Origin of the sequence: Nitrosospira sp. Nsp2, assembly GCF_003050965.1 — a bacterium.
In the GTDB taxonomy this organism is placed as follows: domain Bacteria; phylum Pseudomonadota; class Gammaproteobacteria; order Burkholderiales; family Nitrosomonadaceae; genus Nitrosospira.
Genome location: NZ_QAOU01000001.1, coordinates 429,137 through 448,413 on the forward strand (window position 1 = coordinate 429,137; position 19,277 = coordinate 448,413).

Genomic DNA, 19,277 nt, shown 5'->3' on the forward strand with positions numbered 1-19,277 from the left:
AAATAACAAATGGATACGGATACTATTCATTAGTGACCCCTCAACGGTCGCTAAGCGACTTGAACATGCAGCGGGATCACTTTCATGTCGTTTTCATCGCCCCTTAGAATTGCTTCCAATCTATCGCCCAGCATCTCCCATGCCTCACGTTTTTCATCAGAATATTCGTCAAGCAAATAGACTCGATCAACTCTCGAGCCAATTACATGATTTTGGCAAAGGTTAATAATGTCACGGTTGATCTTAAGCTTTTGCATTAGGGTTGACCCGGTTCTTCGCAAGTCGTGCGGTGTCCACTCTTCATCACCGAGTACGAGACTGTTATTTTCAACGCGGCATTTCAGTTTTCGGCTGCGTTGCTTAAATTTTACTTGCCTATCCCCCACCTGCTTACTGACAGTTTTTTCGCACACGTGACCCTCTTTGTTACGTGCTGGAAATGCCCAATTGCTGTCACCCGTTAGGGAATGCAATTGTTTGAATTGATCGAGTGTAAACTCGGATAGGTAAATAAGCTGGTCGTGTTTTCTACCGTGTTCACCCTTGGTATTTGCTGCCGGGATAAACCATGTTCGCTGCTCAAAGTTCACATGCTTCCACTCAGTCTTCAGCAATTCCCCGATGCGATAGAGCGTTCCTAAGCACAACCATAATGCAATTTGCGATTCTTTTTTTAAGACGCATTCGACGCCATGTTTTCGAGAATCGCTTGCATAATTTTGAGTTGTTGCATTAAACATGCGTTTCAGTTGAATGATTTCTTCGATGCTTAACTGCCTTTTCCGCTCTTTGGTGTAGCCCTTCGGGACAAGTTGTTTGATGTCCACCAACTCTGCAGGATTGCCATCGATCATTAACGCACGCCAAGGCTTGCGCTTTTCCGCCCACCGCAACATTTGTCCGATGTCCTTTGATAACTCGACCGCTGTTGCCGTCTTTCCAGCCGCAATGATGCGCCGATAAAGATCACGCAAATGATTCTCGGTCAAATGCTGTACTTTGATATCGCGCAGTACAGGAATGGCATGCTTGCCAAATGATTGCCTAATATATTTGTTGCCATCGCTACGGCTCACCCCGTCTTCAATCCATATGCCATACAGATCACTAAAGGTTAGGGCTTCGGTACGCTTTTGCTCATCGACACGAATAATTTCCAGAACGGCAGCTTGAGCTTCAATTTTGACCGCAACCTTGTGGGATCGAGGGTCAACACCTGACTTAACTAAATCACGTGCTTTATCGCGTTCTTCGCGAACAACCGCGATATCAACAGCTGGGTAGGTGCCGCAATAATGCCACGCCACTTTTCCCTGCCATTTGAAAGCGTAGCGAAAAACAACAGAGACACTTCCAGAATTAACGCGAACTTCGCCAGATAGTCCACCGCCATCATTTAATGTGTCGCCTTTCCATTCTGCCCTAATGGCATTCAGTTCTTTCACGGTCCACTTGCTACCTTTTTTGCCCCTCGGATACCTTGTCATGCCTACGTCCATTAATTCCTATGGGTAAACCCATGGGTAAACCGGTCAGCGGCTTTTGTCGAATCTCGTCGCACCGTAATGGACGAACTATATCCTGTAAATCAAATGTTAACAATCTGAAAACAAAAGAAAGTATATGTTCTAGCAGGTCCAATAGCGTCCAAGATCGTTTATTAGTTTACCTTATAATACCTTGCTACGAACCAAGGGGTCGTGGGTTCGAATCCTGCCGGGCGCGCCATATAACGAAGGAGTTAGATAACACGTCTAACTCCTTTTTCTTTTGGGAACACGCGGGGGATACTATGCGCCTACCTATCCAAACCGCCGTGCTCCTTCGTCCCCTCCTGAGCCCTTCGTCACGGAGACTGGGCCCCTAATATGATACGTGCGCGTTGATGAATCGATAGTGCGGAGTAGACCTCCCGGCAACGAAATGCTCAGCCGGATCCGCTCAGAAATATAGTGATCGACCGGTAGTTCTACAATTGCCCCAGACGGCGCCCCCCAGTCAAGATTGGCCTTTCATCATTTCCTGGCTCGGTGTAGGCACACGCCGTGCGGCTCTCCCATCTCCCCCCTATATGCGTCGAGGGCCTTGCGCCGGTGCAGCTTCTATTTCAAGGCTACTTGAAAAATCCGTGTTCTTGGCGTGCGTCCCGTCAGGTTTCTCGTAACGGGGGTACTGCCAGCAGCCGGCGCGTTTTGCCCTGAACAACCCGTACCTACTATGCGGAGAAGATCATTCCACGGGGGTGTCGCCATTTGGCGACATTTTCCCCGGGCCTGCAAAAACGTCAGTTTCATTCTGAGCGATTTGTCAAAAAAATTTCATATAACCGCCACATAACTCATTTGATATGTCGCTGGATGGCGACATATCAAAAAACCAATCAAATCAGCTCGCTGGATATGTTAATTCTCTTGCTCAACAAATTTGTTGTCGCGCTTGGAAGCGACAGGGTGATCGGGCGCGAGGTTCGAGCTGTATCGGGACTATTCCTGATAACCACGTGATATACCTCGTAAATTACAGTTGTGGCATGTTACGTGCTGTACGACTAAAGGCGGCATGCAAGATGGAATTACTCCGGGTGATTGAGAGGGAGCAATCGGCTTTCACATCATAGCAACTTGCATCCGCGGTAGGTTCCTAATGAATCTATCTCATAAACAGGTGGTAATCGCACAATCCAAACTTACTTTCGGGAGGTCTACATGGGTATTATTAACTCAGCATTAAATCTTAGGTTTGAGCACGACAAGAATGACAAGCATGACGGGAAGGGCAAGGACGAGAAGGACTGGAAGGACAAGCACGACGACAAGAACGACAAGCATGGCAAGAATGAGCACGACAAGGATTGTAAGGACAAGGACGGGAAAGACAAGCACGACAGGAAGGATGATCACGGCAGGAAGGATGATCACGGCAGGAAGGATGATCACGACAGGAACGACAAGCACGACAAGCATGGCAAGAATGAGCACGACAAGAACGACAAGCACGACAGGAAGGATGATCACGACAGGAACGACAGGAACGACAGGAACGACAGGAACGACAGGAACGACAGGAACGACAAGCATGATGACAAAGGGGACCATGGCGATCATGGCCGCTGGGCTGCCGGAAGCGGCCACGAGGATGATTACTTCCCCGACCACGCCCACACCGACGGCTGCTCGTACGGTGGCGATGGCAAGGGATGGCACGATGCCCCGGTGGCGACACTGGTTGGCACTCCCGACCTCGGGGTCAGTGATGGTTTTCTGGGTGCCTAGCGCGGACGATTGCTGATGGCGCTTTGTGCCTGAGCTAAATCGAGTGTAATAGCCCTACAAACGCCTACGGAGAAATCCGTGGGCGTTTTTTTATAATTTATATGGAGGGATTCGTCTGGGTCTGGAATTGGGGGAGCTGCCTCCCACGGCAAGGAAGAGTTGGTCGACGGTTGCCATGCTCGGGTGCCAGTCAGGCATGTGGCAGGTGGAAGTTCAGTAGATTAATCATTATCTGCCTTCTTTTGGGGATTGGGATAAGGAAGGGGTACTCTCAGACGGGAAATCATTCGTGGGACACAGATGGAATACTTGCGGCATTTTTTCAAGGATTACTCGGCCCGCTTACCGGTACAGAATATAAGCGACGCAATATAAGCGGTGGTATATGATGAAACCCACTGAAGCTGGCGAAGGAGTGCTACCCTATGACTCATGGGCAGAGTCATCCGTTAGGGATAGGTGATATCAAAGGCGCTGGTAATTTTTGGTAGAATGTTGCTGTCGCGAACGACCAATGGGATACGCCAGGAACGCGCTTTGAATAAGCCGGGTTAGCGAGGTTTTATGGGCAGCACATCGGTGCGCGTTTGTTGAGTTCTCTGGGTTAAGTACGCAAACGAACGGAACGATTTTGCGTCAGGTGTACCATTTGAAGCTATCTTGATTAAACGAGGTGCCCCTTGAAACACCCTTCCATTTCAGTTAACAATATAGTTAACAGTTCCCGGTTGATCTTGCTTGCCGGTCTGATCAGTGGAATAGCTGGTGTCGTCCATGCTCAAATTCCCGGACCCGGACAGTTTGGGGGTATGGGTCAAGGCGGGGCGCCAACAGGGATGCGCCCCTCGGACTTGAGAAATGCTCCCCCCGAAGAAAGACACCGGGGACAACCACAACAAGGCGGGACCCCCGCAGGGCTGATTCCGACCGACCCGAGAAATGTTCCCCTGGACCAGAGAGAGACGCCAGCGGGCGCAATATCGGGGCAGACGCTCGACAACCGTAATGTCCCCCTGGGCCAAAGAGATTCACGAGGCGGCGCAATGACGGGACAATACCCGACCGACCCAAGAATGGCACCCTCCGGCCAGAATCCGGCATACGGCGGCGCAACGCCTGGTCAGTACCCCGGGGACTTGAAAAACACCTTGGGCCAGAGACGTACCGCGGCCGACGCGAAAAAGACACCCCCGGGCCAGAAACGCACGTACGGCAGCGCAACGTCAGGAAAGGCGCGACCCGAGTCCAAAGACGCATCCGGCAGCCAAACTCGCACGTCCGGCAGCGCAACGAGGGGGAAGGCGGCGGCTGACTCTGAATATACGTACACCGACCAAAGCCGTGGATACGGCGACACGACGGCTGGGCAGGGTAAATCCGCCGTTAAGGACTCGACCTCTGGCGAAGGACGGGAAGCCGGGCGCGCCGCCAAGGGCAAGGCGCCAGCGGTCGCAAGGGAGACATCCGCGGACGAAAGACAAACCAACGCGCAGGGAAGCGCTCCAGTGGACCCAAAGAGAGAGCGCCCTGCCGATTCAACAGGCGCGCTGCCACCCCACTCGACCGGCGATGCCGCTTCCATGCCAGTCAAACCGGGTAAAAAAGAGTTCCCAAAAGACCCTTATGAAGGAATTAAGCTGAAATGAGAAAACCAGGCGTGGATGGCGGACGGTTGGGGGCCGCGGCATGGCACAATTTTTTACTTGATGCCGACCATGCCTTCCCAAAGAGCTCAGGATCATTACTTCCGCCGAAAAATCCTGACCTGTTATTCCTTGATCGGTTAAACAAGGGCGGTTGCCTAAGGGATTTGTCACGATGTGGCCCGGTGTTTGCCGGGTCCGAGCCCGAAACCTCTGCCCAGTTCGGCAGGGCTGTACCGCTCAGGCAGATTCTCCTCTCACCATAGAGCGACTGTCGTCGGCCATCAACCGGCCAAAGAAATGCTGGAAGATGATATCCCTTCGTAGCATCGCGCGCGCATAGGCCAGCCAAACTCGCACATCCGGCTAGCCGCAACGAGGGGTAAGGCGGCGGCTGGCTCAGGATATACGTACACAGACCAAAGCCGCGCATACGGCGACGCAACGGCCGGGCAGCAGCCATCCGCCGCTAACAACTCGACCTCTGGCGAAAGCCGATCCTGCGGCCCAAGTATTTCGGGGAGCCCGGTGAAAAACGTGTAGGGCGTGGCGGCTGAACACGTCAACAAACGGCAACGTCGTCATGCCCGACCATCACGTTCCCGACGAACACCAGGATACCGCTTCCGTCTAAAAATCCTGGCGGGATTTAAAGCAAAGGTATTTGATTAAGACATGGGCCCGACGTTACAACGCCCAGTCAGGATGACTTTTTGCCCAGCTGGCATCCTGTTTTACCAGCAAATGTCATTCCATTCCAATACACCCAGTCGGGCCGATTCAGGCGACCCGGCTTCCTGTATGCTCAGGCAGATTCTCCTCTCACCAGAGAGAGACTGTCGTCAGCGATCAAGCGGCCAAAGAAATGCTGGAAGATGGTATCCCTACGTAGCACTGCGCGCGCATCTACCATTAGACGCAACCGTCCGCTTTCGAGCCGTAAAAGCTTCACATAATTGGGAAATATATGGTGCGCAGGCACCGCGACCCCGTTGCCCGGTTCAACGGGATAGATGACCCATTCCGGGACCAGCCCCGATTCGCGTATGGTGGTTTCCGATTCTTCGAAAACGTACGCTGTAATACCCATCGCGGCGCTTCTCCAGCATTCGACTGGTACAAGCGGCTGCTCTGCTTGAGAGTTGGAGCCTGATATTTCCATGGATTCGCGCTTGGGTTTGGCTTTCATAACTTCCTCTGAAGATGATCACATTATGCCCGCCCGTTTTCCCTCATCCAGCAGGCCATTCGGGCTTATTTTGTTTTCCTACCAGATATGAATCCGTCAATCGAACGTTCGCCTGTAGGGGCTTATCATTTGTACAGATAAAAACAGATGGAACAGATGTTCTGCTTGGCATCCCGCCCGCCTCGACGCCCCTCCGCCTGCTTGAAACGCTTGCGCCCCTTCGTACGTTGTGCCCGCAATTTTGCAAAATATCCGAGTGCTCTTTTTTGCTCGGTGGCGCCTGTCTACGATTCCATATTACGCGTTCCGAGGACTTTGCCCATTGGACCAAAGTACAACCGCGCCCGGAAGGTGGAAGAGGGCGACCGGACAGACTCTTCGGGTCGGGCTCTGGAAGGCCAAGCCATCGGGTGCGCCGCTATCCAAACGCCGCCGCCAAAAACGACCGGGCGTATTTTAACTCTTGCATTCCCATTTAGTAAGCATCCTCGCGTTGGGCAATAGCGAGGGAGCTCTGTATGGTCCAGCAGAAGATGAGTTCTGCATGCGGCGAGTGCTTTTTTATTGTTATCACGTGGGTAAGCGGTGTGCTGTATAAAAAGCGCCAGTAATGGAACCTTCCTTGTTTTCCTCATGGTATTCATGCCACCAGCGCGCCGCCTGCCAGATCGCTTCCGGGCAGCTGGCGCGGCTTTCCAGGCCCGGGGTTAGGTCGAATCCCGCGGCGCCCGCCACGGTCTCCAGCATCGCCGCGGACGGCATCCCCAGCCCGTCCAGTAGAGGATTCCCCGACCGGCCCGCGCCCCACACATATCCCAACCATGCCAATAGTAGCTGCACTGCATCGATCACGATCCGCTGCTGCTGGAACCGCTCGACCGCATTCATCAGCATCGCCGGTTTTACCGAGGGCGGCAAGTAAAGGATGGCAATGTTGGGGAAACGCTTCGTATCGCCGTACCTCTCAAGGGTGCCTGTTTGTACACCGTTGCTTGCAGTAGGGAAGCCGAAGCCCGACGCAGGAGCCAGGGAGATTTCATACAGCGGAGCGGTAGCCAGGTGCGCGGCTTTGCTCTCTCCCAGTAACGCCACATGTGACCAGTGGCTGGGGGTCAAGTCACTGCGTAGATGCGATTGGGCAATTCTCAGACGAAAATCGATGAGATCTGTCCCGCCTAAAAGCAGGATACCCATCCTGTCCGGCTGCCAGTGCGAGCTCAGCCAGTCCATGTTTGTTGTCCCTTTTCCCCGTCTGTGCTCCGCAAATTCCTTGTTGATCGATTTGGCTCTTGAAGAAAGCGTATACATATTGTGTGATCCTTATGCAGGGGCCAGTGACATTTCACGGAGCGACCGCGGTTTGCATTGTAAGGGGTCGTCGTGAAGCGGGTAGTAGGTGACGCGCATGCGGGCGCCCGCGCCAATCCGGGCAAACGAGAGTAGCGCCACATGGTTGCCAACCTGCTCGTGGGTCCGTGAGCAGCTAAACCGTCCCCCGAACCCGCCGAACCATAGAAACTCGGGTACGGGGTCGGGGGAAGAGTGTCTGGGCCAGACACTGGTTTGGCCCGTAACCGCGTCCCGGACGGCGACCAGCTGATCTCTCCCTACAGAGCTTGCGAGCGAGGTGGGGGAGGAGATGATTTCGAATATCGACTCGCGCCCGGTACGAGCGTCTCTTATGGTTGCGACACGCCCCCAATGCACATCGCCTGTGATGAGAATAACCGGCAGGCCTGCTTCGGCCAGTTTTCCCAACGTCGCGGTAATATGACCGAAGTCGCCATAGTTTGGCATCAGGTAATCCGCGATCTTGCCCTTCCATTCGCTCGATGCCGAGTCGAGCAGCGATTGCCCGGTAATGAACAGCGCGGTGCACCGCTTCCGTATCACCTCGGCTGCCCAGTGTTCGAGTTGTTTCCTCGCTCTCGTTGTCAGTACCGTAGCGCGACCGGGGTCGCGCAACGATCTTCCGTCTGCCAAAAAGAAGGACAGCGGCTCGATGTCAATTACTGACGCATCGCCCAGCTCTGCGGGTCCGCCATGAAAATAGGCGTCGCGCTCGTGGGCGAATTGGAATGCCTTATATAGGTCAGTCGCCGCGATGGTCCAGTTGCCCCGCCCCGACTGTGTCCAGCTGTTCTGGATAAACGGGCTGGGATGAGGGAAATTGTTCCAGTATTCATGGTCGTCGGGTACCGAGATGGTTGGCGCCAGCCTGAGCAGTTGCGAATATCCCGCTTCCCCCTGCCAATTGGCCCGGTAGTCGGCCTCAAACTTGTGCGCGAGCGCGGCCGCATTGGCGGGGAAGTTTGCGAGGGTAGGCAGGTCGAGATATACCTGATCGCCGAGCAACAACGTTAGATCGGGTCGCGCGGCGCTGTTCAGTTGACTTGCCATCAGGCCCGCCTGCCCGCCTCTGTCCTCCGCATGATGAAAACAGGAAACCAGCAGGACATTGAATGTCCCGTCCAGGAGGTCTGGAATGCGGGACGGCAATGTTTTCAGGCGCAACTCGGCGCTTGTTATTACACCGTTGGTGCTTGCGGTGACGCTTACTTTATAAACCCGTCCCGATTCCAGACCACTGATCTCAAACACGCCGGTAAAATTCTCCACCGGCCGTTCATCCCGCAGTTCGTCGGCGATGGCGCTCGCAAGAGGACGTAGAGGTTGTACGCAGGGGGAATTGAGGGGTATGTTGTCCAGATGCCATGTCAGTGCGGGCATCTGCGATGAAAGAACGCCGATCCACAGGCGCAGGCAGTCGTTCGGCGCCACCCGAGGCACAAGAGTTATTTTCATGGCCGCAAAAGCCTACACATCAAGTGCTTGTACATCAAATTACATCTGGAAACGGTTAGAAACACATAAAAAGCAGGCACAAAAAATGTGCGAAACTGACCCTATTCAGCCTTGGTATGACGGCCCAACCGGCAAAGGGAAACAAATGATCTTGGCACCTGATGGATTCGCCCGCTACGGATTTATTCGATTTGAGGAGATTATACGGTAGTGATGCTGGAATGCGATCACTGAAGAGTTCCAGTGTTAGGCAGCCTGGCCGGGACCGCGCCAGCGATGCAAGCAATGAAGCAAGGGACGACCCGACAGTTTACTTCAGACACGGTATCGGTCGTTTATTGCTGCAGCTCATTTTATTCGGGAGTGAACCCTTGGAGCGGGCGCAAGCGCAGCCAGCACGCCGAGGGGTAAAGGCAGCAATTGTCCGCACGCGGCCGCAGCGATCACTTCACCGGAAAGGCCGGCCGTGATCAGGCCGCGCGTGCCATGGCCCAGGCTGGTATAGAGCCGGGGCAAGAGCTCACCTACGAGCGGCATCGCCCCGGGAACTGAAGCTCTTATCGAGGCGCGGCCCTTTAGCTGACCAGGGTTCAACGAAACGATATCAGCTGCCTTGCCCAGCTCCGACGAGATTTCCGCCAATCTGGCTAAGTTCTCAACGTGTTCGGCGATACGCACGTCGGTTTCTTCATCATTGAAGCGATGCGTTGCTCCGATCAAGTGGAATCCTCCGATGGAAGGGGCCAGATAGCCGCTGGCGCATACGATCGCCTTGAGATTTTCGCTCATGCTCGTGGAAGGCGCCATGGTGATCTGTCCCCGCACCGCGGTGAGGGGCAGGTTAGTCGAGGGTTGCAGCAATGTTGCGTTGGGGCCGGTGCAAATTACTGCTACCTCGGCCTGACAAACCCACACCTGGTTGTGCTGGTCTTGTCCTTCCACGCGCCATCCGTCATCTACAGGGGTTAACGAGTCTACCCGGCAGCCCGTGCGTGGCACGATGGCGGCGCTTTTCGTGAGCGCCATGCACATCTCCAGCGGCACTACCCAACCTCCTGCGGGGAACCATAGCCCGCCATTGGGCAGCTCGATGCCAGCCAACCGTGATGCTTCGCTTGCGTCCACTGGTCGTAGCACATGCTTAGGCCAATTGAGCGCCGCCAGTTTGTCGATCCGTTTTGCTTCGTTCGCGGAAAACGCCAGTTGCAGTTCGCCGCATTCCGAGCGAACCGCCCCATCAGCCGGTAACTTCTCGTCGAGCAGGGCGAGAACATGCCCATAGCACGCCAGCACGAAGCGATGCAGCGGATTCATGCCGGCGCTCAAGCGAGTGTGCAGTATGCCTCGTGGATTCCCCGAAGCGCCGGCGGCCAGGCCGTGTGCGCGCTCAACGAGCGTAACCGCGACCCCGCGAGCGGCCAATGCTGAGGCGGTGGCACAACCGGCCACGCCGCCGCCGATGACAACGGCTGTTCGAGGAACGCAACGCGCAGGCGCAAAACCGGGAAGACGACCTTGCAACATCTGCCGTTTGTACCCAAAGCCGGTGGATTTGATTACCTGAAATCCGGCTTGTTCCAAACCTCGCCTTACCCCGCCGGCACAAGTATAGGTGGCGAAGGTGGCCCCCGGACGCGACGCTTGCGCGATGCCCGTGAACACCTGTTGGGTCCACATTTCGGGATTACGTCGGGGTGAGAAGCCGTCCAGAAACCATGCGTCGATATCGGGGCGGATTTCAGCCAGGGCTACTGCTACGTCGGCAATGACGAGGGTGAGATGCGCCCGGTGGTTCGCAAAGCTCCAGCGATTCCACCCCGGGACGCGGCGCTTCCAGCGCGTGCTGAGTTCGTCCGTGTAGTTGCGCAACCCCGGCCACAGCGCGAGCGCCTCGGCCAATTCCTGGTCATCCAGCGGAAATTTCTCGATACTGAAGAAATCCAGGTGGGCTTCAGGCGGCGCCGTCTCGTTGAACAACTGCAACGCGCATAAAAAGGCCAAGCCAGTACCGAAGCCGGTTTCCCCCACGACCAGACTGTCACCCGGCAGCAATGAAGCAAAACGCTCCGCAAGGTCGTTGCCCTGGAGAAAAACATGCTGTTTTTCGGCCAGCCCGGACTCGCGGGAGAAATAAACATCGCCGAAGCGGTTGGAAAAAGGTTGTCCGTCCTGCCAATCAAGCATGGCGCGTCTTCATTGCTCGCTTGAGACTAGCAACCAGCCAGCCGAACAGGCTTGCAACAGGAGCGTGATTCGTCCTGTCACTCAACCTTGCTTAACGGTGTGTGCAATTTAACTGGCTCCGCGATTTTCTTGCGCATGCGAAGATTGATGAATTCCACGGCGACCGAAAATGCCATCGCGAAATAGATATAGCCCTTCGGTACATGTACGTCGAAACCCTCGACGATGAGTGTTACCCCTACCAGTATCAGGAACGAAAGCGCCAGGATTTTAATTGTGGGATGTTTCTCCACAAAATCCCCTATTGGCTTGGCCGCGAACAGCATCACCAGCACCGCCAGGATAATAGCGATCGCCATCAAGGCGACATGCTCAACCAGTCCGACCGCCGTAATAACCGAATCCAGCGAAAACACAATATCCAGAATGGCAATCTGGATCAACACCGATCCCAGGCCCGTCACGATAATCTGTTTATTGTTGCCCTCCGCGCCCTCCAGACTGTTATGAATTTCATGAGTTGCCTTGAATAAAAGAAATAATCCGCCACCGATCAAAACCAGATCGCGCCCCGAAATTGACATGCTGAACAGTTCAAACCAGGGTTTGGTCAAGCCCATGACCCATGAAATGGAGAACAACAGCCCGAGGCGCGTGAGCATGGCGAGGCCAAGGCCCATCCTTCTTGCGAAATTACGCTGAGACTCCGGGAGACGTCCTACCAGGATCGATATGAAAATAATATTGTCGATGCCCAACACGATTTCCAGCGCGGTCAGCGTCACTAACGCTACCCATGCTTCCGGGCTCGCCACCCATTCAAACATCAGCTTCCCCTAGTCTTAACGTGAATTTTGTCTGGCACGCGGTTTTTACGGAATTCGATTTCGCTACCGTTTGCATGCGTCGCCCATGTGGGCGTTCTATGACAAAGGTATGAAGAGAACGAATGAGCCGAGTAAGCGAAGCCCGGTGCGGCTATTTTACCGCTGATAGCGGTTTTACGACCGACGGCGCCAGTTTTTTATGTTATCACGGCCAGGGTGACAGCGAACCACGACAGTGGATCTGTCCAGGTATGTTCCACTTCGAATCCGCCGTTGTTTAGCAGGCTTTCCAGACATTCAAGGGTGTATTTGTAGCTGTTCTCGGTATGGATGCGCTCACCTTGACCAAAGCGCAATCTCAGGTCAAGGGCGTCTATCCTGACGGATTGGGGAATGGCGCTTTCCAGATGCAATTCCATGCGCGATGCCGCCTGGTTCCAAAACGACACGTGCGAGAAAGTGTCCGGTTCGAAGTGACCGCCAAGTTCGCGATTAATCCGGACGAGAAGGTTTTTGTTGAACGAAGCGGTTACGCCAGCGCTGTCGTTATAAGCTGCGTGCAGAATCTCGCTATCTTTTACCAGATCTGTCCCAAGGAGGAGTTGATCCCCTTTGGATAAATGGGCGGCGATGTTTCGCAACAGCGATATTGCCTGATTCCTTTCCAGGTTGCCGATACTCGACCCGATATACAAAACCAGCCGCGGCGGAGCTTGACGCTTAAGAAAGGTCAGGTCTTCGAAATCCCCGACATGGGGATGGACCCGTACCGATTCCAATTCGCTTTCCACTTCGTGCTTCGCAATCTGTAGCGCGGCCGCCGATACATCGAGCGGAAAGTAATTGACTTTAAACTGCCGCTGCAGCAGTGAGCGCAACAAAATGCGGGTCTTGGTCGCTGTCCCCGCCCCCAATTCGGCAACAGAAACGTTCCGGCCAAGCCGAGAGCATATTTCGTCAGCGTGAGTCCTAAATATGGCGGCTTCCGTTCGGGTCGGGTAATACTCCGGCAAACAGGTGATCTGCTCGAACAAGGCCGAGCCTTTGTCGTCATACAGGAGTTTCGGCGGCAGGCTTTTTGGCGTCCGGAACAGGCCCTCCATTACGTCCGCCGCTATCGCTGGCAGCGAGGGTGAGACTGGACTAAGCTGCTGGCGCGGGATCATGAGCGGGCGCAATCGTGAGCCAACCGTATGCCAGAGAATTGCCAACGCGTCTGCGGCGGGAAGAAATTACGGTAGGACTTGCGGATATGCGATCGAGGCGTGGCACAGGAGCCGCCACGTAATACCATTTGGTTGCACATGAATTTGCCGTTGTATTCGCCTTCCGCGCCGGCGGGCGGGCGGTAGCCTGGATAAGCGGTATATGGGCTGGAGGTCCATTCCCACGTGTCGCCGAAGACCTGGTCCATGCCTGTCTGTGGGGGGTTCGCCTGAACGGCGGGACGGGGATGGTACTTCCTGCCCTCGAGCAGGTTTGCGCCCGCTGCTTTGGTATTCTTGAGTGACCCCGCGGCGATTTCCCATTCAAACTCTGTTGGCAGTCGCTTCCCCGCCCATCGGGCAAATGCATCCGCTTCATAGAAACTGATGTGGCACACCGGTTCAGCTGGATTCAGCGGCACCATTCCACCGCACGTAAATTGCGTCCATTCATTTCCTGCCTGTTCCCAGTACAGCGGCGCTGTCCAACCGTTGCGGCAGACGTGATCCCACGCATCGGATAGCCATAGTTCGGGGCGGTGATATCCGCCGTCTGAGATGAAGGCCAGATATTCGCGATTAGTCACCAGACGGGAGGCGATACAAAAAGGCTCAATAAAGACGGCATGCCGAGGCAATTCATTATCGAAGGCGAAACCGGGGTCATCATGGCCAATATGATGGATACCCCCGTCGAAGCAACACCATGACCGGGTCAGCGGCTCGGCCTCAGGCGGTTCGGTAGTGCCTTCGACTTCAGTTTTGGCCGGCTGATAGCTGGGGCGTAAAGGGTTGAGCCAAAAGGCGTGCTTGATATCGGTGACGATGAGTTCCTGATGCTGTTGCTCGTGGTTCAACCCCAGTTCGAGCAATCGATGGACTTCAGGGGAAGCATCGCGACCGAGCAACGCCCGAATGTTGTCATCCACATAGGCACGATAGGCCTGAACCTCGTCAAGCGTGGGACGGGAGAACGTTCCCCGGGTGGCCCGATCGGGATGGTGCCCCAGACGCTTGTAGTACGAATTGAACAGAAAGTGAAAGCGCTCATCGTACGAAATGTATCTGGTTAAGTGCGGCGCCAGAACAAAGGTTTCGAAAAACCATGTGGTGTGGGCAAGATGCCATTTTGACGGGCTCGCATCAGGCATGGATTGAACCATCTGATCCTCCGGCGTGAGCCCGGCGACGAGTTGGGTCGTTTGATTCCGTACCTGTTGATATTGCTCAAGCCATGCAGGGGATAGGGAATGCGTGCCGTGCCGCGGCGATCGGGTGAGTGGGGCGATCTTGCCGCTTCCCGGCTCCACCACGGAGCCAATAGGGGCGCCTTTCTGCCATCGCGTAGGTGACGTGGATATGGGCATCGTTTGTTCTTCCGGAGTTCGTTATTCAGGGTGATACATGATGGAGTGATGGGGGCGATGGGAAGATTTAACGTCCCGGCAGCTAACCTTTCTCGAACCCAGCATCTCGCAGCATAGCGTTAGCGTCTTTGGCTTCTTTCTGGCTTCTTTCGTTCCACGGCGGAGATTTTGGGCGACCTGCCGCATCAAATCTGTGCGCTGTCAGACATTAGGCCAAACATAGCCTGAACATGAGAGAAAAGCATCTGGTTGCGACGTGAGATCTCGGGGAACATTTGATCAAAGCGGCGAACATGCGGGCTTTGTATGTTAGCGCACGGACCCTCATCAGCAATTTCCGCATCATGTACCCATCCGATGCGCTGCAAAGTGGATCGAAGGGGCTGAGGACCAACGCAAGAAGGTCCTTCGCAGAAAGTCGAAATGAAAGATCGAACTCAACTCATAACCTTCAAAGGAGACAACCATGAGCTATGAAGATCGCGATACCTACGGCATGTATAAGGGCACAACGTACAAAAGCTATGACAAGCAGGGGCCGGGGCCTCGCCTAATGGGTGCCGACACGCTCATTGGCGAGGACGTGTACAATCACAAGAGCGAAGATCTGGGCGATATCAAGGAGATCATGATTGACATGAACACTGGGACCGTCGCTTACGCGGTGTTGTCCTTCGGCGGATTGCTGGGTATTGGCGAAAAACTTTTCGCTGTGCCGTGGAAAGCGCTGAAGCTGGACACGGAAAACAAGCGCTTTATACTGAACGTGGATAAGGAACGCCTTGAGTCCGCGCCAGGGTTCGACAAGGACAACTGGCCCGATATGGCCGATCCCACCTGGCAGAACACCATCAACTCCTACTATGGGACCAAGTCCTATATGGACACCACGTCGTCTAAGGATTACACCTCGTCGGGGAAGAAGGAGGACCGAATCATACCCGAGGCCCCATCGGGAACCGACTACGTGAAAGACGAAACCGGTGGCGATTACGTCCATAAATAAGACGGGGCCAATCAGCCCGGTATGTCATGACCTTAGATAGAGTCATTGACGCAAAAGAGGCAAGTTAATCTTGCCTCTTTTGCTTTTCAGGATATGGAAACCGTTGGATCTTCCACCAGTCCGGTAACAGGCGGCGAACGCGAGGTTGCGCAAACCGGTCATCAATGAGATAGATGACCCCTTCGTCCAATGGAGTGCGAATGACGCGGCCAGCGGCTTGCACAACTTTCCGTATGCCTGGAAAGAAGTACGTGTAGTCGTAGCCGGCGTTGAACATGCTATCCATGCGAAGCTTTACTTGTTCATTCACCTCGTTGACCTGCGGCAGCCCGAGTGTCGCAATAAACGCGCCGTTCAGGCGTTTGCCAGGAAGATCGATACCTTCAGCGAACGACCCTCCGAGTACCGCAAACCCTATTCCCTGGCTGGTTGCAGTGAAGCGCGCAAGAAACTCGTGCTGCTCAATCTCGTTCATTCCATGGGTCTGCACCCAGATTGGAATGTCGGGTTGACTCGATCTGAACTGAAGCGTTACGCGTCGCACATATTCAAAACTGCTGAAGAACGCGAGATAATTTCCCGGTCTCTGCAAGTATTGCCGGGATATGAGATCAACAATAGGAGAAATGGATGCCTCGCGATGCCGATACAGGGTCGAAATATTGCTGACGACCTGGACCAGCAATTGTTCGGGCTTGAAGGGCGAGGGCACATCGATCCATCCGGTATTTTCCGGCAGTCCCAGCATATCGCTATAAAAGCGCCGCGGACTCAGCGTAGCCGAAAACAGCACGACTGACTTTGCCGCACCGAAGCGGTGCGCTATCAAAGGCGCGGGTATGACGTTTCTGAGGCAGAGCACCGCTGTGTGATTGCGTAAGGTTCCGTTTTTTACGGGGTCTGTACTTTCATCTTTCATATCGAGCGTTACGTCAAACAATGAATGCTCATCGAATAGTTCGCTCATCCGCGTGAAATGCAGGGAATCGAAGTAGAAGCGTTGCAATTCTCCGTTGATGCTTTCCGGATTTTCGGCTGAATAATCGGTAATTGCGGTGACGGCTTGCTGCAACGCCACCAGGAATTTTTCCGGTACCGCGTTGCGAACCGCATAATCTTCAACCTGATCTTTGCAGATCACATTCCAGCAGCGATTGAGCCGGTCAAGCACTTTTATAAGTTGTGCCGGCGCCGACCGCCTGGCAGCTTGAAAACGCGTTTGGGCAAGTTCCGCCGTATACATCGAGCGTGCCCGGCCGATCAGGTTATGCGCCTCGTCCACGAGGACACCAATAGCCCACTGGTTGGCGACGGTCAATCCGTGCAGGATGGCACCGAGATCGAAATAGTGGTTGTAGTCGCCGATTGCCACGTCGCTCCACTGAATCAGATCCTGGCTGAGATAGTACGGACAAACATGATGCTCACGGGCGACCGCGCGCAGCGCGTCCTTGTCCAGCACGTTCGCCACGGCGAGTTCAAGCGCGGCGTTGCGCGCCTGCGGCAGGCGATCGTAAAAGCCGTTTGCAAGCGGGCAGGAAGCGCCATGACATGCCTTGTCCGGATGCTCGCAAGCTTTTTCACGTGCGACCAGTTCGATTACGCGCAGGGGCAACTCCGGTTGGGTACGCTTGATCAGCATGAGGGCATCCAGCGCAAGTTTGCGCCCGGAGGTTTTGGCGGTGAGGAAGAAAATCTTGTCCAGTGCCTGTCCGGGCCAGGCTTTAAGAAATGGAAACAGAGTGCCGATTGTCTTGCCTATCCCGGTTGGCGCTTGTGCGATCAGGCAGTGGCCGTGCTTGGCCGCTTTGTATACGGCCTCAGCCAATTGCCGTTGCCCTTGGCGAAATGAGCCGTGGGGGAAGCTCAGACGGATCAATGCCGCGTCGCGGAGAGTGCGGTGAAGCAGTTCCTGTTCAGCCCAGTTCAGAAAGTACTCGCACTGAGTATCGAAGTATTCCTTGAGCGCGCTGGCCTCCTGGGTCTCGCTCAACACGACTTCTTTCTTGCTGACGATATCGAAGTACACCAGTGCAAGGCAAACTCGCGCCAGACCCAGCTTACGGCACAGCAGCCAACCGTAGATTCTGAGCTGTGCCCAGTGGAGCCGGCGATGATTATCAGGCATCATGCCCAGCTCGCCCCGAAACGTTTTGATTTCCTCGATCTGATTCCGGGCCGGGTCAAAACCATCCGCGCGGCCGCGTACGAGCAGGTGCTTATACTCGCCGCTGAGATTGACTTCGGCCTGATATGGTGAGGGGCGGCGCGCTTGTACGACCCTGTGCCCGAGCATGCCCTCTTCCGCCGAAGGCGCCGGGGTAAAACGCAGATCAAGACTGCCCTGTTTGGCGGTGAACTCACACAACGCGCGTACCGACACCGTATATTTCATCGGTGGGTTTGGTTCAATCGGAGTGTCAATTTCTGTGGCTGGCCGCACGTGCGTTACCTCTGCCGAGGCTTGCAAATTCACTGCTGATTTTGTCCCAACATGAGAATATCCTTCCAAATATTACCGAGCTTCACTCGCGCACGCATCGGTTTTTGCTTTGCGGCCAGCTGAGAAATCCAATCCATGCATCCCCTTCCTTACTGGCGCCTTTCGGGTTTTTATTTCTTCCATTTCGCCTTCATCGGGGCGTTCGCGCCTTATTGGAGCCTCTATCTCAAATCCCTCGCATTCGGCGCCTTTCAAATTGGCATGCTCATGTCGCTGCTACACGTCACGCGTATATTCGCCCCCGCTGCATGGGGCTGGCTTGCCGATCATACCGGCAGGCGGGTGCTGATTGTGCAGGCGGCTGCACTCATGGGTTTGATTAGCTACTGCGGAGTATTTTTTGGCGAGTCGTTCGCGTGGATGTTCGCGATCATGGCGTTGATGAGCTTTTTCTGGAGCGCGTCGCTGCCTTTGATCGAGGCCACTACGCTTTCGTATCTTGGCGAAAGCACGGCGAGATATGGACGTATTCGAGTCTGGGGTTCGGTGGGGTTTATTTTCGCCGTGACCGGAACCGGTTATCTGCTGGATGCATCGAATATCACTTCCCTACTGTGGGCAGTGCTTGGATTCAAGCTGGGTATCGTTATTTTCTCGCGACAGATACCTGAAGCGGAAGTAATGGTTCACCCGGCGGACGGAGTCTCGGTACGGCAGATATTAGGTCGGCCGGAAGTGATTGCCTTTTTCGCGGCTTGCATGTTGATGGCGCTTGCCCATGGCCCGTATTACACTTTTTATTCAATTTACCTTGTGGAGCACGGTTACAGCAAGAGCACCGTGGGCTGGCTATGGGCCGTTGGCGTGATTTGCGAAATCGGGATATTTTTCCTGATGCCGCAGCTGATGCATCGCTTCAACCTCAAACAGATCATGGCTTTCAGTTTCAGTTGCGCCATTGCCCGGTTTTTGATGATAGGCTGGGGAGTTGACTGGCCGGGCGTGATCTTGTTGGCGCAAGTATTGCATGCCGCGACGTACGGCGCCCACCATGCCACCGCGATGATGGTGGTGCACCAGTTCTTCCAGGGACGGCATCAGGCAAAGGGGCAGGCGCTTTACACCAGTCTGACATTCGGGCTGGGAGGAACGCTAGGGGGAATATTCAGCGGTTATGCCTGGGAGTGGCTGGGGCCGGGCCTGACGTTCACCGTGAGTTCGATTGCGGTGCTGCTTGGGTTGGTATTGGTGGTATGGAAAATGAACGTCGGCCGAAAATACAGGACTATATAACATGCACGGAAGAAACCTGCAGCGTGCTATCACTGTCTGCACT

14 protein-coding genes are annotated in these 19,277 nt (G+C 54.7%); 5 read left to right on the top strand and 9 right to left on the bottom strand.

Translation table 11 applies throughout. The annotated features are described in order from the left end of the window. Positions 1 to 50: 50 nt before the first annotated feature. Positions 51 to 1,445 (bottom strand): site-specific integrase, encoded by a 1,395-nt coding sequence (locus C8R31_RS01900; protein ID WP_181320341.1) that lies wholly within the window; start codon positions 1,443 to 1,445, stop codon positions 51 to 53. A 1,260-nt stretch (positions 1,446 to 2,705) separates the two neighbouring features. On the opposite strand from C8R31_RS01900, the gene C8R31_RS15925 reads away from it, so the two are divergent. Both C8R31_RS15925 and C8R31_RS15760 read left to right on the top strand, forming a co-directional pair. Continuing rightward, positions 2,706 to 3,272 (top strand): hypothetical protein, encoded by a 567-nt coding sequence (locus tag C8R31_RS15925; RefSeq protein ID WP_181320343.1) that lies wholly within the window; start codon positions 2,706 to 2,708, stop codon positions 3,270 to 3,272. A gap of 680 nt (positions 3,273 to 3,952) precedes the next feature. Beyond that, entirely contained in the window at positions 3,953 to 4,918 is a 966-nt protein-coding gene (locus C8R31_RS15760; protein WP_146164523.1) for a hypothetical protein, read from the top strand. An 802-nt stretch (positions 4,919 to 5,720) separates the two neighbouring features. On the opposite strand, the gene C8R31_RS01920 is transcribed toward C8R31_RS15760, so the two are convergent. The 3 genes from C8R31_RS01920 to C8R31_RS01930 all read right to left on the bottom strand — a co-directional run bounded on the left by C8R31_RS01920 (position 5,721) and on the right by C8R31_RS01930 (position 8,909). Then, positions 5,721 to 6,104, bottom strand: a complete 384-nt coding sequence (locus C8R31_RS01920) for a hypothetical protein (RefSeq protein WP_107692375.1) — start codon at positions 6,102 to 6,104, stop codon at positions 5,721 to 5,723. Positions 6,105 to 6,674: 570 nt separating this feature from the next. Continuing rightward, positions 6,675 to 7,334, bottom strand: coding sequence for a hypothetical protein (locus C8R31_RS01925; protein WP_146164524.1), 660 nt, complete (start codon positions 7,332 to 7,334; stop codon positions 6,675 to 6,677). A gap of 90 nt (positions 7,335 to 7,424) precedes the next feature. After that, positions 7,425 to 8,909 (bottom strand): hypothetical protein, encoded by a 1,485-nt coding sequence (locus C8R31_RS01930; protein ID WP_146164525.1) that lies wholly within the window; start codon positions 8,907 to 8,909, stop codon positions 7,425 to 7,427. On the opposite strand from C8R31_RS01930, the gene C8R31_RS15765 reads away from it, so the two are divergent. Continuing rightward, a complete protein-coding gene (locus tag C8R31_RS15765) occupies positions 8,908 to 9,120 on the top strand; it encodes a hypothetical protein (RefSeq protein ID WP_146164526.1) in 213 nt (70 codons plus the stop codon). The two genes, C8R31_RS01930 and C8R31_RS15765, sit on opposite strands and share 2 nt — an antisense overlap. A gap of 137 nt (positions 9,121 to 9,257) precedes the next feature. Here C8R31_RS15765 and mnmC read toward each other — a convergent pair whose 3' ends face one another. From mnmC to egtB, 4 genes are all read right to left on the bottom strand, one after another. Beyond that, positions 9,258 to 11,093, bottom strand: coding sequence for a bifunctional tRNA (5-methylaminomethyl-2-thiouridine)(34)-methyltransferase MnmD/FAD-dependent 5-carboxymethylaminomethyl-2-thiouridine(34) oxidoreductase MnmC (gene mnmC, locus C8R31_RS01935; protein WP_107692378.1), 1,836 nt, complete (start codon positions 11,091 to 11,093; stop codon positions 9,258 to 9,260). 77 nt (positions 11,094 to 11,170) lie between these two features. Then, on the bottom strand, positions 11,171 to 11,920 hold the full coding sequence (locus tag C8R31_RS01940) for a TerC family protein (RefSeq protein ID WP_107692379.1): 750 nt from the start codon (positions 11,918 to 11,920) through the stop codon (positions 11,171 to 11,173). A 197-nt stretch (positions 11,921 to 12,117) separates the two neighbouring features. Continuing rightward, positions 12,118 to 13,086 carry an L-histidine N(alpha)-methyltransferase gene (gene egtD / locus C8R31_RS01945; protein ID WP_107692380.1) on the bottom strand — a complete coding sequence of 323 codons (969 nt, stop codon included), beginning with the start codon at positions 13,084 to 13,086 and terminating at the stop codon, positions 12,118 to 12,120. After that, positions 13,083 to 14,492, bottom strand: coding sequence for an ergothioneine biosynthesis protein EgtB (egtB, locus tag C8R31_RS01950; RefSeq protein ID WP_107692381.1), 1,410 nt, complete (start codon positions 14,490 to 14,492; stop codon positions 13,083 to 13,085). Before egtB ends, egtD begins: the two co-directional genes overlap by 4 nt. A 466-nt stretch (positions 14,493 to 14,958) precedes the next feature. Between egtB and C8R31_RS01955 the strand changes: the two genes are divergently transcribed. After that, the gene (locus tag C8R31_RS01955; protein WP_107692382.1) at positions 14,959 to 15,498 is read left to right on the top strand and encodes a PRC-barrel domain-containing protein; all 540 of its coding nucleotides are present in this window, start codon (positions 14,959 to 14,961) and stop codon (positions 15,496 to 15,498) included. 64 nt (positions 15,499 to 15,562) lie between these two features. Here C8R31_RS01955 and C8R31_RS01960 read toward each other — a convergent pair whose 3' ends face one another. After that, the gene (locus C8R31_RS01960; protein ID WP_107692795.1) at positions 15,563 to 17,893 is read right to left on the bottom strand and encodes a helicase C-terminal domain-containing protein; all 2,331 of its coding nucleotides are present in this window, start codon (positions 17,891 to 17,893) and stop codon (positions 15,563 to 15,565) included. A gap of 183 nt (positions 17,894 to 18,076) precedes the next feature. Here C8R31_RS01960 and C8R31_RS01965 point away from each other — a divergent pair, with 183 nt between their 5' ends. Beyond that, positions 18,077 to 19,234 (top strand): MFS transporter, encoded by a 1,158-nt coding sequence (locus C8R31_RS01965; protein WP_107692383.1) that lies wholly within the window; start codon positions 18,077 to 18,079, stop codon positions 19,232 to 19,234. Positions 19,235 to 19,277 lie beyond the last annotated feature (43 nt).

Bases quoted from the DNA above. Each gene is read 5' to 3' on its own strand.
- C8R31_RS01965 (WP_107692383.1), top strand. From the start codon at position 18,077: ATGCATCCCCTTCCTTACTGGCGCCTTTCGGGTTTTTATTTCTTCCAT.
- C8R31_RS15765 (WP_146164526.1), top strand. From the start codon at position 8,908: ATGGCCGCAAAAGCCTACACATCAAGTGCTTGTACATCAAATTACATC.
- egtB (WP_107692381.1), bottom strand. From the start codon at position 14,492: ATGCCCATATCCACGTCACCTACGCGATGGCAGAAAGGCGCCCCTATT.
- C8R31_RS01940 (WP_107692379.1), bottom strand. From the start codon at position 11,920: ATGTTTGAATGGGTGGCGAGCCCGGAAGCATGGGTAGCGTTAGTGACG.
- C8R31_RS01920 (WP_107692375.1), bottom strand. From the start codon at position 6,104: ATGAAAGCCAAACCCAAGCGCGAATCCATGGAAATATCAGGCTCCAAC.
- C8R31_RS15925 (WP_181320343.1), top strand. From the start codon at position 2,706: ATGGGTATTATTAACTCAGCATTAAATCTTAGGTTTGAGCACGACAAG.
- C8R31_RS01955 (WP_107692382.1), top strand. From the start codon at position 14,959: ATGAGCTATGAAGATCGCGATACCTACGGCATGTATAAGGGCACAACG.
- mnmC (WP_107692378.1), bottom strand. From the start codon at position 11,093: ATGCTTGATTGGCAGGACGGACAACCTTTTTCCAACCGCTTCGGCGAT.
- C8R31_RS01930 (WP_146164525.1), bottom strand. From the start codon at position 8,909: ATGAAAATAACTCTTGTGCCTCGGGTGGCGCCGAACGACTGCCTGCGC.
- C8R31_RS01925 (WP_146164524.1), bottom strand. From the start codon at position 7,334: ATGGACTGGCTGAGCTCGCACTGGCAGCCGGACAGGATGGGTATCCTG.
- egtD (WP_107692380.1), bottom strand. From the start codon at position 13,086: ATGATCCCGCGCCAGCAGCTTAGTCCAGTCTCACCCTCGCTGCCAGCG.
- C8R31_RS01960 (WP_107692795.1), bottom strand. From the start codon at position 17,893: ATGAAATATACGGTGTCGGTACGCGCGTTGTGTGAGTTCACCGCCAAA.